At 58.5% G+C, this 15,728-nt stretch carries 14 protein-coding genes; 4 read left to right on the top strand and 10 right to left on the bottom strand.

Annotated features, from left to right (window positions below):
- Positions 1–82: 82 nt before the first annotated feature.
- Positions 83–2,023: an amidohydrolase gene (locus tag G5154_RS19525; protein WP_421251274.1), complete on the top strand. Its 1,941-nt coding sequence runs from the start codon at positions 83–85 to the stop codon at positions 2,021–2,023.
- Positions 2,024–2,422: 399 nt separating this feature from the next.
- Here the strand turns inward: G5154_RS19525 and G5154_RS19520 are convergent, their stop codons facing one another.
- From G5154_RS19520 to sdhC, 9 genes are all read right to left on the bottom strand, one after another.
- Entirely contained in the window at positions 2,423–3,358 is a 936-nt protein-coding gene (locus G5154_RS19520; RefSeq protein WP_421251273.1) for a 5'-nucleotidase, read from the bottom strand.
- Between the two features lie 202 nt (positions 3,359–3,560).
- Positions 3,561–4,433, bottom strand: a complete 873-nt coding sequence (gene sucD / locus G5154_RS19515) for a succinate--CoA ligase subunit alpha (protein ID WP_005346088.1) — start codon at positions 4,431–4,433, stop codon at positions 3,561–3,563.
- On the bottom strand, positions 4,433–5,599 hold the full coding sequence (gene sucC, locus G5154_RS19510; protein WP_005346090.1) for an ADP-forming succinate--CoA ligase subunit beta: 1,167 nt from the start codon (positions 5,597–5,599) through the stop codon (positions 4,433–4,435). Before sucC ends, sucD begins: the two co-directional genes overlap by 1 nt.
- A 104-nt stretch (positions 5,600–5,703) precedes the next feature.
- Complete coding sequence (gene odhB / locus G5154_RS19505) at positions 5,704–6,891, bottom strand: 2-oxoglutarate dehydrogenase complex dihydrolipoyllysine-residue succinyltransferase (protein ID WP_421251272.1); 1,188 nt, start codon at positions 6,889–6,891, stop codon at positions 5,704–5,706.
- 33 nt (positions 6,892–6,924) lie between these two features.
- Positions 6,925–9,735: a 2-oxoglutarate dehydrogenase E1 component gene (gene sucA, locus G5154_RS19500; protein ID WP_421251271.1), complete on the bottom strand. Its 2,811-nt coding sequence runs from the start codon at positions 9,733–9,735 to the stop codon at positions 6,925–6,927.
- A gap of 114 nt (positions 9,736–9,849) precedes the next feature.
- Complete coding sequence (locus tag G5154_RS19495; protein ID WP_041210304.1) at positions 9,850–10,566, bottom strand: succinate dehydrogenase iron-sulfur subunit; 717 nt, start codon at positions 10,564–10,566, stop codon at positions 9,850–9,852.
- A gap of 16 nt (positions 10,567–10,582) precedes the next feature.
- Complete coding sequence (sdhA, locus tag G5154_RS19490; RefSeq protein ID WP_323905619.1) at positions 10,583–12,349, bottom strand: succinate dehydrogenase flavoprotein subunit; 1,767 nt, start codon at positions 12,347–12,349, stop codon at positions 10,583–10,585.
- Between the two features lies 1 nt (position 12,350).
- A complete protein-coding gene (gene sdhD, locus G5154_RS19485) occupies positions 12,351–12,695 on the bottom strand; it encodes a succinate dehydrogenase, hydrophobic membrane anchor protein (RefSeq protein WP_005346100.1) in 345 nt (114 codons plus the stop codon).
- Positions 12,689–13,066 carry a succinate dehydrogenase cytochrome b556 subunit gene (gene sdhC, locus G5154_RS19480; protein ID WP_005346101.1) on the bottom strand — a complete coding sequence of 126 codons (378 nt, stop codon included), beginning with the start codon at positions 13,064–13,066 and terminating at the stop codon, positions 12,689–12,691. The genes sdhD and sdhC overlap by 7 nt, the downstream gene beginning before the upstream one ends.
- Positions 13,067–13,130: 64 nt before the next feature.
- Here sdhC and G5154_RS19475 point away from each other — a divergent pair, with 64 nt between their 5' ends.
- The 3 genes from G5154_RS19475 to G5154_RS19465 all read left to right on the top strand — a co-directional run bounded on the left by G5154_RS19475 (position 13,131) and on the right by G5154_RS19465 (position 15,206).
- Entirely contained in the window at positions 13,131–13,319 is a 189-nt protein-coding gene (locus G5154_RS19475) for a hypothetical protein (protein ID WP_005346115.1), read from the top strand.
- 189 nt (positions 13,320–13,508) lie between these two features.
- The gene (locus G5154_RS19470) at positions 13,509–14,795 is read left to right on the top strand and encodes a citrate synthase (protein ID WP_005346116.1); all 1,287 of its coding nucleotides are present in this window, start codon (positions 13,509–13,511) and stop codon (positions 14,793–14,795) included.
- Between the two features lie 93 nt (positions 14,796–14,888).
- The gene (locus G5154_RS19465) at positions 14,889–15,206 is read left to right on the top strand and encodes a DUF4377 domain-containing protein (RefSeq protein ID WP_337072881.1); all 318 of its coding nucleotides are present in this window, start codon (positions 14,889–14,891) and stop codon (positions 15,204–15,206) included.
- 62 nt (positions 15,207–15,268) lie between these two features.
- Here the strand turns inward: G5154_RS19465 and G5154_RS19460 are convergent, their stop codons facing one another.
- Positions 15,269–15,709, bottom strand: a complete 441-nt coding sequence (locus G5154_RS19460) for an acetyltransferase (protein ID WP_421244969.1) — start codon at positions 15,707–15,709, stop codon at positions 15,269–15,271.
- Positions 15,710–15,728 lie beyond the last annotated feature (19 nt).

Raw genomic sequence — 15,728 nt, 5'->3', positions numbered from 1 at the left:
TTTTTTGACCGGGCAGCCATAAAGAGATCGCGTAATGTGCAGTAAAAACTGCACTCAACCCGACCCTCAAGGAGATCACTGCATGGATTGCAAGGCACCACACCCCGCCCGTTCCCGCACCTTTTTGCTGCTCGTCCCGCTGCTGGCCGCCACGCTGGAGGGTTGCCAGCAGGGGCAGCCGCCCACCGCCGCACGCACTCTTTATCTCAACGGCAAGGTCCACACTCAGGATGGTCAGCGCCAGGTGGCGGAGGCCATGGTGGTGAGCGGCGGCCAGTTCCTCTATGTGGGCAACCGGCAGGGGGCCGAGGCACTCAGCACCCCCGACACCCAGGTGGTCGACTTGCAGGGCAAGATGGTGCTGCCGGGGCTGCACGACAACCATATCCACCTGCTGGGCACGGTGGCGCTGGACATGTGCGATCTCGATGGCAAACCCGTCACTCTGGATCAGCTGGCCGCCAAGATCAGCACATGCCTGCCCCGCTATGCGGCCAAGCCGGGGGAGTGGCTGGTGGTCAATCAGTGGTCCCCCTATGAGGGCAATACGGCGACCGCCAGCCATGCCACCCTGCTGGCGGCCCTCGATGCCGCCGCCCCCGACAATCCGGTGGTGCTGGCCGGGGTCGATGGCCATGCCAGTGCCTACAACTCCCGCGCCCTCGCCATGGCGCAAGATAACGACGGCAACACAATCGGCTTCAATGGAACTACGCTGGCCCCCGGCGGGGTCTTCGAGCCCTTTATCCCCTATGTCGACCTGACCAGCGGAGTGGTGCGTGACACGGCCCGCAGCGCCATTCCAGTGCCCGATAGCGGCGTGCTGAGCGCCAGTGATGAGCAGGCAGCCAGCCAATACGACCAGATCCTGCCCGCCATTGCCGAGCTGATGGCCTCTCGCGGTATCACCAGCATTCAGGATGCCTGCGCCACCGACTTTATTCGCCAGCGACTACTCACCATGCAATCCCGGGATCTGCTGCATATGCGTGTGACGGCCGCCACCTGCTTTAGCGATGATGATTATCAGGGCAAACTCGATATAGAGGGGCATCTTGCCAAGGCCAGCCAGGTGAGAGAATCCTTTGCCAACAACCCGCTGATTAAGGCCGATGCGGTCAAGATCTTCCTCGACGGTGTGCTGGAAGGGGATCCCTTCACAACCCCCCCCTTCCTGCCTAATGCCGGCATGCTGGCAAACTACCACACCCCCCATCTGGCCAGAGACCCGGCTACCGATGAAGTGACCATCACAGCCGACAGCGAGGAGTCCGGCAGCAACGGGATCGTCAACTACCGGGAGGCCGATCTCACCCGCTATATAGGAGCGCTCGACAAGGCGGGCTTTAGCATCCATATGCACAGCATCGGCGATCGCACCACCCGCATGGCCCTCGATGCGCTGGAGGCGGCCCGCGCCAGCAACGGCGATCACGGCACTCCCCACACCCTCGCCCATCTGCAGGTGGTGCATCCGGACGATCAGCAGCGGCTCGGCCAGCTTGGCCTCTACCTCACCTTCACCTACGCCTGGACCAACCCCCAGCCCGAATACGACATGCTGGTCACCCCCTTTATCCAGCCGACCCGCAAGGGGCAATCCCTGCACGAGGCGATGTACGATCCCAAGGGGTATCTCAAGCAGGCGCTCTATCCGGTGGCCAGCTCGCGCAAGGCGGGGGCCATTCTGGTGGCTGGCAGCGATGCGCCGGTCGACAGCCGCGATCCGCGCCCCTTCGCCAATATGGCTGCCGGGGTCAACCATGCCCCCCAGAGCGGCGATGACTTTAGGGCGAGCCAGCGCATCACCCTCAACCAGATGCTGGATGCCTACACCATCAACGGCGCCCGCGCGGTGCGCCAGCAGGCCGTCAGCGGCTCCATCGAAGCGGGCAAATCGGCCGACTTTATCGTGCTGGATCGGGATCTCTACCAGCTGGTCGCCGCCGGTAAACCGGAGCAGATAGCCGATACCAAGGTCACCCGCACCGTCTTTCGCGGGCAGACGGTCTTTAGCCAATAGGCTCAAGCACAATGGCGAGTGTGAGCATCTGGTCAGCGGCGATCTGAGCGTATGCAGCCAGACCAGTGCCTCTTAAAAGCAACATGCCGACCTTTGGGTCGGCATTTTTATGGAGTGGCGTGATAGCCAGAGCTTGATAGAGAGAAACGCTGAGCAAGGGTCAATCAACGATTCGGCTTGGCCCTTTAACCCAAATCGGCGGGGCATTGGCAACCAGCATGGCCAGCGGGTTGCCCCAAGCGGCGGCAGGATTGATTCACCAGCGCAACAGCATTAGCCAACTTGGTTGCAACAGCGTAACAATCTTGACCGGTTGGATTCTGCCTATAGACAAAGGCTGTGGCGTACTAACCCCCCGATCGTCCGATTATCAATCCCTATTCGAGTCTTGTGACTCTATTAAAGAGCCAAGTCTTTATTTGCGACGCCAAAAGGAATATGTACCGATGGTAAAATAGAAGATGATTGTAAATGTAACTTTTGATCATCAAAAAATATGTGTGGTCGTAATATGTTCAATACCTTTGACTTCTCCACTCCTCCCATAAAAAATGCCTCATTTACAGAGATATCCCAAGAGCGCATAGTATTAATAACTCGCTTATGAGAAGGTGCATTTCTTGCTGTCACAATTGATACTTTAAGCATCGGTAAATAACTTGAATCCTCTTTCTTCTTCTCCGACTCAAGTTTTTGTATGTCCGAAATACGCTGCAGAAAATTTTTCAGTGGACCAGGGTTATGTGGAACATCCACTAGCTCAGACTCATGAGAGTGAAAATCAGCTAATTGCCCTGAACTTTTATAAACACCCTCTGCCTCATCATCTGCAATAACGCCATCAAAGTCGAAAGCTATTCGAAGCTCTAGGTCTTCAGTATCATCTTTGATATCACCACTTAGAATTTGACCTGCAGGGTATCCAGCCAGGACTGCTTGTCGAACATCTTGATAATTTGCTGATAAAAACAATTCTATATCAAAAGCAGGAATATATATGTAAGGTGACTTGCCTTGTAGAAATACCGCTCTTGTAATACCTAGCCCATAATGTTCAATTGAGTTCATAACTCGGAGCCCAGTATCAGAGTCATTTCGTGAAAGCAATATTACCTCTACCAAAGGATCTTGTGGGCACAATGTATTTAGCTTAAGTAAGCGGCGAATAAATGGAAATGCAACACCTTTACCCAACGGTTCATCTTGCATTTTCCTCTGATATTCTCTATAGGACTCTTCCCCTTCTGTCCTGAATATATTATCTGACTCCTCAAGGTCAAACAACGCGCTAGAAGACAAGCCAACAACCAATCTTTTTGTTAAATCGTATGGCACGGTGCACCTTCCTTTTTATCAACATGAAACATCCATATTTAATACATTCACATTGCACTAACGATTGATTTCAATCAAGTTATAGTGCTGTATGTTCTAATAGCAAAGGCATATTCTAACTTACGTAAAAAGTACCAATCTATCACAATAAAAAAGCCGCCCATCGGGCGGCTTTTTATTAGAGATAACGGGCTAACAAAAATTACCAGCCGGTCACTTCGCGCAGGGCCTTGCCGATATCGGCCAGGGAGCGGACGGTTTTCACGCCAGCATCTTCCAGCGCGGCAAATTTCTCGGCGGCGGTACCCTTGCCACCGGAGATGATGGCGCCAGCATGGCCCATCCGCTTGCCGGGAGGGGCGGTAACACCGGCGATATAGGAGACCACCGGCTTGGTGACGTGGGCCTTGATATAGGCGGCCGCGTCTTCTTCGGCGTTGCCGCCGATCTCGCCGATCATCACGATCGCTTCGGTCTGCGGGTCGTTCTGGAACATCTCCAGAATGTCGATAAAGTTGGAGCCTGGGATGGGGTCGCCACCGATACCGACGCAGGTGGACTGGCCAAAGCCCTCGTCAGTGGTCTGCTTGACCGCTTCGTAGGTCAGGGTACCGGAGCGGGAGACGATGCCCACCTTGCCCGGCTTGTGAATGTGGCCCGGCATGATGCCGATCTTGCACTCACCCGGGGTGATAACGCCCGGGCAGTTGGGGCCGATCATCCGCACGCCGGTCTCTTGCAGCTTCACTTTGACGTCCAGCATATCCAGCGTCGGGATGCCTTCGGTGATGGTGACAATCAGCTTGATACCCGCGTCGATCGCTTCCAGGATCGCGTCCTTGCAGAACGGTGCCGGAACATAGATGACGGTGGCGGTGGCGCCGGTCGCTTCGACCGCGTCACGGACGGTGTTGAACACCGGCAGGCCCAGATGGGTGGTGCCGCCCTTGCCCGGGGAGACGCCGCCGACCAGCTGGGTGCCGTAGGAGAGCGCCTGCTCGGAGTGGAAAGTACCCTGACCGCCGGTGAAACCCTGGCAGATGACTCGGGTGTCCTTGTTGATCAGTACGCTCATCAGTTGGCCTCCGCTGCTTTGACGACTTGCTGCGCGGCATCGGTCAGACTCTTGGCCGCAATGATGTTGAGGCCGCTCTCGGCCAGCTTGATACCACCCAGCTCGGCGTTGTTGCCTTCCAGACGGACCACGACGGGCACCTTGACCCCCACTTCCTTGACCGCACCTATGATGCCTTCCGCGATCATGTCGCAGCGCACGATGCCACCGAAGATGTTGACCAGCACCGCTTTGACGTTGCTGTCGGAGAGGATGATCTTGAACGCCTCGGTCACGCGCTCCTTGGTGGCGCCGCCGCCGACGTCAAGGAAGTTGGCCGGCTTGCCGCCGTGCAGGTTGACGATGTCCATGGTGCCCATGGCCAGACCCGCGCCGTTGACCATGCAGCCGATGTTGCCATCGAGGGCCACATAGTTGAGCTCCCACTGGGCAGCGTGCGCTTCGCGGGGGTCATCCTGTGACGGGTCGTGCATTTCGCGCAGCTTGGGCTGACGATAGAGGGCGTTGGCGTCGATGTTGATCTTGCCATCCAGGCAGTGCAGGTTGCCCTGCGCGGTGATCACCAGCGGGTTGATCTCCAGCAGCGCGAAGTCGCAGTCGAGGAACATCTGGCCCAGACCCATGAAGATCTTGGTGAACTGTTTGATCTGATCGCCGACCAGACCCAGCTTGAAGGCCAGCTCGCGCGCCTGATAGGGCTGCGGGCCAACCAGCGGATCCAGGGTGGCCTTGTGGATCAGATGGGGGGTTTCGTGGGCGATCTTCTCGATGTCCACGCCACCTTCGGTAGAGGCCATGAAGACCACGCGACGGGAGCCACGATCAACCACGGCGCCCAGGTAGAGCTCTTTGGCGATGTCGGTGCAGGATTCAACCAGGATCTTGGTGACCGGCTGGCCGTTGGCGTCAGTCTGGTAGGTCACCAGATTCTTGCCCAGCCAGTTCTGGGCGAAGGCACGGATCTCATCCTTGCTCTTGGCCACTTTCACACCGCCCGCTTTACCGCGACCACCGGCGTGTACCTGGCATTTAACGACCCAGGTATTACCGCCAATCTTGTCGGCCGCTTCGGCCGCTTCCTGCGGGGTAGCACAGGCATAACCTTCGGAGACCGGCAGGCCATACTCGGCAAACAGCTGTTTTGCCTGATATTCATGCAGATTCATAGATGCTCTATCCGTGTTGTAGGTATTTCCGTCCGGGGCTCGTGTTTCTCAATCCCCTGTGAGTGGGGGCCTCGGGGGCCCCTCGTTATCTTTCAGTTGCTTGCTCAGACGTCCAGCAGCAGGCGGGTCGGATCTTCCAGCAGCTCCTTGACGGAAACCAGGAAGCCTACCGATTCGCGCCCGTCGATGAGACGGTGATCGTAGGAGAGGGCCAGGTACATCATCGGCAGGATCTCGACCTTGCCGTCAACGGCCATCGGGCGATCCTGGATCTTGTGCATGCCCAGAATGGCGCTCTGGGGCGGGTTGATGATCGGGGTGGACATCAGGGAGCCGAACACGCCACCATTGGTGATGGTGAAGTTGCCGCCAGTCAGCTCATCCACGGTCAGTTTGCCGTCGCGGCCCTTGCCGGCCAGATCCTTGATGGCCTTCTCGATGTCGGCCAGGCTCATGTTGTCGCAATCGCGCAGCACCGGCGTCACCAGACCACGGGGGGTGGAGACAGCGATGCTGACGTCGAAGTAGTTGTGGTAGACGATGTCGTCACCATCCAGCCCGGCGTTCACTTCCGGATAGCGCTTGAGGGACTCCACTACCGCCTTCACGTAGAAGGACATGAAGCCGAGCTTGATGCCGTGCTTCTTCTCGAAGATCTCGCCGTACTGCTTGCGCAGATCCATGATGGGCTTCATGTTGACCTCGTTGAAGGTGGTCAGCATGGCGGTGGTGTTTTTCGCTTCCAGCAGACGCTCGGCGATGCGCTTGCGCAGACGGGTCATCGGCACCCGCTTCTCGCTGCGACCGGCCAGCGCGGCAACCGGCGCGGCCGGGGCAGCAGCCACCGGAGCGGCTGCGGCAGGCTTGCTCAGCGCCTTGATGTAGGCTTCCACATCATCCTTGGTGATGCGACCGCCCTTGCCGGTGCCGGTCAGCTTGGCCACGTCGATGTCGTGCTCGCCAATCAGACGACGCACGGAGGGGCTTAAGGCCTCGGCGCCATCATCGACAACCGCTTCGGCCGGCTTCTCTTTGGTCTCTTCACCGGCCACGGCAGCCGCCTTGATGGTGGCGATCAGCTGGCGGGAGAGGACGGTCGCCCCCTCTGCCTGCAGGATGTCGCCCAGCACGCCAGCTTGCGGTGCCGGCACTTCCAGCACCACTTTGTCGGTTTCGATGTCGACCAGCACTTCATCACGGGCAACCAGATCACCCGGCTTCTTGTGCCAGGTGGCAATGGTGGCATCCGCCACAGATTCCGGCAGGTCCGGTACCTTGATCTCGATAGTCATCTAATCAGTTCCTTGTTACTTCTTGTTCAGGGCTTAGGCCAGAGTAAGGGCATCTTCCACCAAGGCTTTCTGCTGCTTGGCGTGGACGGACATGTAACCAACCGCCGGCGAGGCGGACGCCGGACGACCGGCATAACGCAGGGTGGCTCCGGACGGCAGCACGTCATCGTAGTTGTGACGGGTGCAGTACCAGGCGCCCTGGTTTTGCGGCTCTTCCTGACACCAGACAAAATCGGTGACGTGGCTGTAATCGGCCAGAATGGCGCGCACTTCCTCTTCCGGGAAGGGGTAGAGCTGTTCGATCCGCACGATCGCCACATCCTTCTGCTCCGCCTTGCGACGGGCTTCGAGCAGGTCGTAGTAAACCTTGCCGGAGCAGAAGACCACCCGCTTGACCGCTTTCGGATCCAGCGCGTCGATCTCGCCAATGGCGTTCTGGAAGGTACCTTCCGCCAGATCTTCGAGCTTGCTGACCGCCAGCGGATGGCGCAGCAGGGATTTGGGCGTCATCACGATAAGCGGACGGCGCATCGGGCGCACGACCTGACGGCGCAGCATGTGGAATACCTGAGCCGGGGTAGAGGGCACGCACACCTGCATGTTGTGCTGGGCGCACATCTGCAGATAACGCTCCAGACGGGCGGAGGAGTGCTCCGGCCCCTGCCCCTCGTAACCGTGCGGCAGCAACATGGTCAGGCCGCACATCCGGCCCCACTTCTGCTCGCCGGAGGAGAGGAACTGGTCGACTACCACCTGAGCACAGTTGGCGAAGTCACCGAACTGGGCTTCCCAGATGGTGAGGCCGGCCGGCTCGGCGCTGGCGTAGCCATATTCAAAGGCCAGTACCGCGTTCTCGGTCAGTACCGAGTCGTAAATCTCGAACGGACCCTGCTCGTCGTGCAGGTTGCACAGCGGGGTATAGGTGCTGGCATCGGTCTGGTTGTGCAGCACGGCGTGGCGGTGGAAGAAGGTGCCACGGCCGGAGTCTTCACCGGTAAAGCGGATGCGGGAACCCTTGTCCACCAGAGTGGCGTAGGCCAGGGTCTCGGCAAAGCCCCAATCCACCAGCTTCTCGCCGGCGGCCATCAGACGGCGGTCTTCGTAAATCTTCTCGACCTGACGCTGCAGCACATGGGTAGCCGGATACTGGCTCACCCGCTCGCCGAGGGCTTTGAGGTAATCCATCGGCACTGTGCTGTCATAGGCCATGTTCCAGTCGTGGCCGAGATAGGGTGTCCAGTCGACGGAGTGCAGCTCCATCGGCCGCCACTCCTTGCTCACCCGCTCGCCGCGATCCAGCGCTTCGCGATACTCGTTGACCAGCGTCGTCGCCTGCTCCTGGGCTATGCTCCCCTCGGCCACCAGCTGATCGGCGTAGATCTTGCGCGGGGTCGGGTGCTGCTTGATCTTCTGGTACATCAAGGGCTGGGTCGCGTTCGGCTCGTCGGCCTCGTTGTGGCCGTGACGGCGGTAGCAAACCAGCTCGATCACCACGTCGCGCTTGAAGGTGTTGCGATAATCCAGCGCAATCTGGGTCACCAGCACCACGGCTTCCGGATCGTCACCGTTGACGTGCAACACCGGCGCCTGCACCGCCTTGGCGATGTCAGTACAATATTCGGTGGAGCGCAGGTCACGGATATAGGAGGTGGTGAAACCGACCTGGTTGTTGATGACGATGCGCACCGTCCCGCCCACGCCATAGGCACGGGTCTGGGACATGTTGAAGGTCTCGGCCACCACGCCCTGACCGGCCATGGCCGAGTCGCCGTGGATGGTGATGGGCAAGACGCTTGCGCCATCCTTGTCGCCGCGACGATCCATGCGGGCACGTACCGAGCCGATGACCACAGGGTTGACGATCTCGAGGTGGGACGGGTTGAAGGCGAGCGCCAGATGGACGTTGCCGCCCGGGGTGGCGAAATCGGAGGAGAAACCCATGTGGTACTTCACGTCGCCCGTTCCCCAGGATTCGCCGTGCTTGCCGGCAAACTCGTCGAACAGGTCCTGAGCACGTTTGCCCAGCACGTTGATCAGCACGTTGAGACGACCGCGGTGGGCCATGCCGATAACGGCCTCTTTGCAGCCCTGCTCACCGGCGCGACGGATCAGCTCTTTCAGCATGGGGATCATGGCGTCGCCACCTTCCAGCGAGAAGCGCTTGGCCCCCGGGAACTTGGCACCCAGATATTTTTCCAGCCCTTCGGCGGCGGTCAGACTGTCGAGGAAGCGGGTCTTCTCTTCGAGGGTGTAGCTCCCCTTCCCTTCAATGGATTCGAGACGCTGTTGCAGCCAGCGCTTCTCCTCGGTCGAGGTGAGGTGCATGTAGTCGGCGCCTATGCTGCCGCAATAGGTCTTCTTCAGCGAGGCGTAGAGATCGGAGAGCACCATGGTCTCGCGACCGATGGCGTAGGAGCCCACATTGAAGGTGGCTTCCATGTCTGCGCCCTGCAGATTGTGGAATGCCGGATCCAGTTCGGCGACGGGTTCGCGCTGCCACAGACCGAGCGGGTCCAGATTGGCATTCTGGTGACCACGGAAACGGAACGCGTTGATCAGTTGCAGTACCCGCACCTGCTTGGCATCCACTTGCGGATCGGAGACAGGCGCGCTGTAACGGGAGGGATCCTTGGCCAGACGACGGAAATAATCGCGGACCTGGGAGTGGGGTTGTTCAACCGCATGGCCATTGACCTGGGGCAGCTCGCTAAACAGGCTGCGCCACTCATCGGATACGGAGTCAGGATTTTCCAGGAAGGATTCGTACAAATCCTCAATGTAGCTTGCATTCGCACCAGCCAGGTGAGATGACTCCAACCAGGCCTTCATCACGCCGTTATGCATTTCTATCCCTTGTACTTCTTGTTACTGCTACGCAGCTTGTAGGGTTCAAACAGCCATCCTGCCACGGGTGGGATGGCTGTCCGGAAGCAGGGCCGACCTTGGCCGGCCCGAATACTAAACAGCCCGATTGAGCAACATCGACTTGATCTGGCCAATCGCCTTGGTCGGGTTCAAGCCTTTCGGACAGACGTTCACGCAGTTCATGATGCCGTGGCAACGGAACACGCTGAAGGCGTCATCCAGATTACCCAGTCGCTCGGTGGTCGCGGTGTCGCGGCTGTCAGCCAGCCAGCGGTAGGCGGCAAGCAGCCCGGCCGGACCGATGAACTTGTCGGGGTTCCACCAGAAGGAGGGGCACGAAGTGGAGCAGCAGGCACAGAGAATGCACTCGTACAGGCCATCCAGCTTGGCGCGCTCTTCGGGGGATTGCAGGTGCTCACGCACGGGCGGCAATTTGTCTTCATTGATGAGGAAGGGTTTGACCTTCTCCCACTGGGTGTAGAACTGGGTCATGTCGATCACCAGATCCCGGATCACCGGCAGGCCGGGCAAGGGGCGGATAACCACGTTATTGCCCTTCTTCAGCAGATCGGAAAGCGGGGTGATGCAGGCAAGACCGTTCTTGCCATTCATGTTGATGCCGTCAGATCCACAGACCCCTTCGCGGCAGGAGCGGCGGAAGGCGAGTGTGGGATCCAGCTCTTTCAACTGGATCAGTGCATCGAGCACCATCATGTCGGAACCTTCAGGAATATCAAGACGATATTCCTTCATATGGGGGACGTTATCAACATCCGGATTGTATCTGTAGACAGAGAAAGTGACGTTCATAGGGCTGGCTCCGCAATCAGTAAGTCCGGACCTTGGGCGGGAACGCCTCACGGGTCTTGGGTGACATGTTGACAGCGCGACGGGTCATGGACTCGGTGTCCGGATGATAGAGGCTGTGGCACAACCAGTTCTCATCGTCGCGATCCGGGAAGTCGAAGCGGCAGTGAGCACCACGACTCTCGGTACGGAAGTTGGCGGCAACCGCCGTGGCAAACGCCGTCTCCATCAAGTTGTCCAGCTCCAGACACTCGATGCGCTGGGTGTTGAACTCTTTGGAGGTGTCATCCAGACGGGCTGACTTCAGGCGCTCGCGGATAACCTTGAGCTCGGCCAGCCCTTCTGCCATCGCCGCACCTTCGCGGAATACGGAGAAGTTGTTCTGCATGCAGCGCTGCAGGTCTTTGCGGATCTGCACCGGGTCTTCGCCGCTGCGGGTATTTTCCCAGCGGTTGAAGCGGGCCAGCGCGGCATCCAGATCCGACTCGGAGGCGTCGCGGCCGTGATCCATCTCGCCCAGGGTGTTGACCAGATGCATGCCGGCAGCGCGGCCGAACACCACCAGATCCAGCAGGGAGTTGCCGCCCAGACGGTTGGCACCGTGCACCGAGACGCAGGCAATTTCACCCACCGCAAACAGACCGACCACCGGCACGTCGTTGCCGTTCTTGTCCTGGGTCAGGCACTGGCCATTCACGTTGGTCGGCACGCCGCCCATCATGTAGTGGCAGGTCGGGATGATCGGGATCGGCTCTTTGACCGGATCCACGTGGGCGAAGGTGCGAGAGAGCTCGCAGATGCCCGGCAGACGGGATTCCAGCACCTCTTTGCCGAGGTGATCCAGCTTGAGTTTGATGTGCGGGCCCCAGGGACCGTCGCAGCCACGCCCTTCGCGGATCTCGATCATGATGGAGCGGGCCACCACGTCACGACCGGCCAGATCCTTGGCGTTCGGGGCATAACGCTCCATGAAGCGCTCGCCATCTTTATTGAGCAGATAGCCGCCTTCACCGCGGCAACCTTCGGTCACCAGCACCCCTGCCCCGGCGATGCCGGTCGGGTGGAACTGCCACATCTCCATGTCCTGCACGCCGACCCCGGCGCGCAGCGCCATGCCGACACCGTCACCGGTGTTGATGTGGGCGTTGGTGGTGGACTGGTAGATGCGACCGGCGCCGCCAGTGGCCAGCACGGTGGCCTTGGCCTTGAAGTAGACGACCTCGCCGCTCTCCATGTCGATGGCGGTACAACCCACCACGTGGCCATCCTGGTTTTTCACCAGATCCAGCGCATACCACTCGGAGAAGACGGTGGTCTTGTTCTTGACGTTCTGCTGATAGAGGGTGTGCAGCAGGGCGTGACCGGTACGGTCGGCGGCCGCTGCGGTACGAGCAGCCTGCTCGCCACCGAAATTCTTGGACTGACCACCAAACGGACGCTGGTAGACAGACCCGTTGTCGAAACGGGAGAAGGGCAAGCCCATGTTCTCCAGCTCATAGATAGCCTCGGGGCCGGTTTTGCACATGTACTCGATGGCCTCCTGATCACCGATGTAATCGGAACCTTTTACCGTGTCATACATGTGCCACTGCCAGTTGTCATCGTGGGCATTGCCCAGCGCAACCGTGATACCGCCCTGAGCGGAAACAGTGTGAGAACGGGTTGGAAAAACCTTGGACAACAGAGCGCAGCTCTTGCCGGACTGGGCAATCTGCAACGCGGCGCGCATACCGGCACCACCGGCACCAATCACGACCGCATCAAATTCACGAGTTGGAATAGTCACCTTACACACCCCACAGCACGACGAAACCCGTCATCAGATAGACAAACAGCACCACGACCAGGGCAAATTGCAGCGCCCCGCGTAGCCCTACCGGCTTGATATAGTCGGTCAACACCTGCCACAGACCGATCCAGGCATGGATCAGTACGCACAGCAGGGCCAACAGGGTGAACACCTTGGTGAAGGTGTTGGCGAAGAAACCTGTCCACACCTCAAAGGTGATGTCGTTGAACGCGACAAAACTCACCAGATAGAGGACATAGCAGGTCATGATGAGGGCGGTGGCGCGGATCAGGATGTAATCATGAACGCCGCTACGCCCGAATGTTGCAGAATTGGTTACCATACAAGCACTCCCGCCAATACGGCCAGGATCGCGGTGATCACGAAGGCCACACGGGCACTCTGATTACCGGATTCCAGCTCTTCCCAATAGCCCATGTCCATGACCAGATGACGCAAACCGCCCACAATGTGGTAAGCCAGCGCAGTCAGGATCCCCCACAGCACGAATTTGACCAGGAAGTTGTCCATGATGGACACCACTGTCTCAAATCCTTCGGGAGAGGCGAGTGAAGTGCCAAGCATCCACAGCAAGATGCCCAGTGCCACAAAGGTAATGACCCCTGAAACACGGTGCAGGATGGAGGCGATGGCAGTGACAGGAAAGCTGATCGTTTGTAGGTCGAGGTTGACCGGTCTCTGTTTGTTTTTCACGCTTGCCCACTCAGCTCTATTGAGCACGTTAGTTATTGTTTTAACTCACACTTGAGGGCACGGGATGGTGATTGTTGGCTATTTGTTACCAAAACACTCTGAAAAAGCCAAAACGCGAATTTTTGGTTTCACATCAGGCTTTGCCAAAGCGTTTCAAACACCAGCAGCCATGACCCACGTGGCGCAGTATATCCACGCCCTTAAACGAAGACAATCAAACAGCTACAAAGAAAACACAAAACCGCAAACTTGATCGCATATTTAATTTAACATTCCATTAATGCCGTTAATGCCGCCCCAGCAAAATTGACATTGATAGGGAACTCTGTTTCAAATAGGGCGCTCCAGCCACCTCGGTATGGGTAACAACCTTTGCCAGCGTCATAAAAGTCGTAATAGAGTAGGACTGGAACCAAATTATAAAGAGCAAAGGAGACGTGCTATGGCTGATAAGATAGCCACCCTACACCTGCCCGGGAAAGATCCGGTTGAACTGCCGATCCTCTCTGGAACCGTTGGACCTGATGTTGTCGATGTTAGAAAGCTGGGTGGGCAAGGGTATTTCACCTTTGACCCGGGCTTTATGGCGACCGGTTCTTGCAAATCTGCCATCACCTACATTGACGGGGATCAGGGTGTCTTGCTGCACCGTGGTTACCCCATCGCCCAGTTGGCCAAAGAGTCCAACTATCTCGAAGTCTGCTATATCCTGCTCTACGGCGAGGCGCCGACCAAGGCCCAGTTTGCCGATTTCCAGCGTACCGTGACCCGCCATACCATGGTGCACGAGCAGATTGCCTTCTTCTTCCGTGGTTTCCGTCGTGACTCCCACCCCATGGCCATCATGTGTGGTGTGGTGGGTGCACTCTCTGCCTTCTATCACGACGCCCTCGACATCAACAACGAACAGCACCGCGAGATCTGCGCCTTCCGCCTCATCTCCAAGATGCCGACCCTGGCGGCCATGTGTTACAAGTACTCTATCGGCCAGCCGTTCATGCATCCGCGCAACGCCCTCTCCTATGCAGGCAACTTCCTGCATATGATGTTTGCGGTACCGACCGAGGAGTACAAGGTCAATCCGGTGGTCGAGCGCGCCATGGACCGCATCTTCACCCTGCACGCTGATCACGAGCAGAACGCCTCCACCTCCACCGTCCGTCTGGCTGGCTCCTCCGGTGCTAACCCGTTTGCCTGTATCGCCGCCGGTATCGCCTCCCTGTGGGGTCCGGCCCATGGTGGTGCCAACGAAGCCTGCCTGCGCATGCTGGAGGAGGTAGGCTCGGTGGATCGCATCCCCGAGTACATCGCCAAGGCCAAGGACAAGAACGATCCGTTCCGTCTGATGGGCTTCGGCCACCGTGTCTACAAGAACCATGACCCCCGTGCCACTGTGATGCGTGAAACCTGTCACGAGGTATTAACCGAGCTGCAGATCAAGGATCCGCTGCTGGACGTGGCCATGGAGCTGGAGCGCATCGCGCTCTCCGACCCCTACTTCATCGAGAAGAAACTCTACCCGAACGTGGACTTCTACTCCGGTATCATCATGAAGGCGATCGGTATCCCGATGAACATGTTCACCGTGATCTTCGCTATCTCCCGCACTATCGGCTGGATTGCTCACTGGAACGAGTTCCACTCCGATCCGGATAGCAAGATTGGCCGCCCGCGCCAGCTCTACGTGGGCCACCCGCAACGGGATTTCACGCCGCTTGATCAGCGTTAATGAACTGAATCAACATGGTTTGTTACAAAGGCGGTCATTGACCGCCTTTTTATTTATCGCTCTAATGCCCCTTTCAATTCGAAGGAGTCCCCCATGAAACCTCTGCTTGCCAGCGCCGCCCTGCTGCTCACCGCCTGTCAGGGCACCGCGGCCCCACAGGGTGAGACCCTCTACATCAACAGCCAGCTGGTCGATTGTGTCGGGGTCGGGCCGATGCAGTGCATGCAGGTGCGCAGCGACGAGCAGCAGCCCTGGACGCTTTTCTATCAGCAGATCGAGGGTTTCCAGTTCGAGCCGGGCTACCAGTATCAGCTCACCGTGAGCAAGGAGCAGCTTACCAATGTGCCGGCCGATGCCTCCTCCCTGCGCTACCAGCTGATCAAGGTGGTCAGCAAGATCGCCAGCAAGTAACGGCAGGATCAAAAACGGGGGATGGCGCAGGCCATCCCCCGTTCATTATCACACTTGAACGACTATCGCGGCAGCAACGCCATATGGAGCAAAGGATAGGGCTTGCCCTGGCCATCCAGCGGCGAGCGGCCCGTCACGACGAACTCCATCTTGTGGTAGAAACCCACCGCCTGCTCATTCTGCTCGTTGACGTCAACCAGCGTCGCGCCACACTGGCTGATGGCATGTTCCACCAACCGGCGACCCACGCCACTGCCGCGCACCGCCGGCGCCACAAACAGCATCTCTATCTTGCCATCACATAGCCCGCAAAAACCGGCAATGCGCCCCTCCTCCATTCGGGCACAGTGCAGTGTCACTGCATCGAAGTAGTGCTCCAGAATAAGCGGTTTGAGCGCGAGGATCTCGGCCTCGGGCAGGAAGTGGTGGGTCGCCCGAACCGAGGCCTCCCACAGCTCGATCAGGGCCGGATAATCGGCCCGCGTAGCAGTATCAATCTTCATCAATGACTCTTTGTTGCAG

The organism is Aeromonas sp. 600527, assembly GCF_049175415.1.
Classification (GTDB): domain Bacteria; phylum Pseudomonadota; class Gammaproteobacteria; order Enterobacterales; family Aeromonadaceae; genus Aeromonas; species Aeromonas veronii_A.
Note: the sequence above shows the minus strand (reverse complement) of the source record. Positions and strands in the feature narration are given on the sequence as shown.

Coding starts and splice junctions, on each gene's coding strand:
- sucA (WP_421251271.1), bottom strand. CDS start 9,735: ATGCATAACGGCGTGATGAAGGCCTGGTTGGAGTCATCTCACCTGGCT.
- odhB (WP_421251272.1), bottom strand. CDS start 6,891: ATGACTATCGAGATCAAGGTACCGGACCTGCCGGAATCTGTGGCGGAT.
- G5154_RS19525 (WP_421251274.1), top strand. CDS start 83: ATGGATTGCAAGGCACCACACCCCGCCCGTTCCCGCACCTTTTTGCTG.
- sdhD (WP_005346100.1), bottom strand. CDS start 12,695: ATGGTAACCAATTCTGCAACATTCGGGCGTAGCGGCGTTCATGATTAC.
- G5154_RS19460 (WP_421244969.1), bottom strand. CDS start 15,709: ATGAAGATTGATACTGCTACGCGGGCCGATTATCCGGCCCTGATCGAG.
- G5154_RS19465 (WP_337072881.1), top strand. CDS start 14,889: ATGAAACCTCTGCTTGCCAGCGCCGCCCTGCTGCTCACCGCCTGTCAG.
- G5154_RS19475 (WP_005346115.1), top strand. CDS start 13,131: ATGGTGATTGTTGGCTATTTGTTACCAAAACACTCTGAAAAAGCCAAA.
- G5154_RS19495 (WP_041210304.1), bottom strand. CDS start 10,566: ATGAACGTCACTTTCTCTGTCTACAGATACAATCCGGATGTTGATAAC.
- sucC (WP_005346090.1), bottom strand. CDS start 5,599: ATGAATCTGCATGAATATCAGGCAAAACAGCTGTTTGCCGAGTATGGC.
- G5154_RS19470 (WP_005346116.1), top strand. CDS start 13,509: ATGGCTGATAAGATAGCCACCCTACACCTGCCCGGGAAAGATCCGGTT.
- sucD (WP_005346088.1), bottom strand. CDS start 4,433: ATGAGCGTACTGATCAACAAGGACACCCGAGTCATCTGCCAGGGTTTC.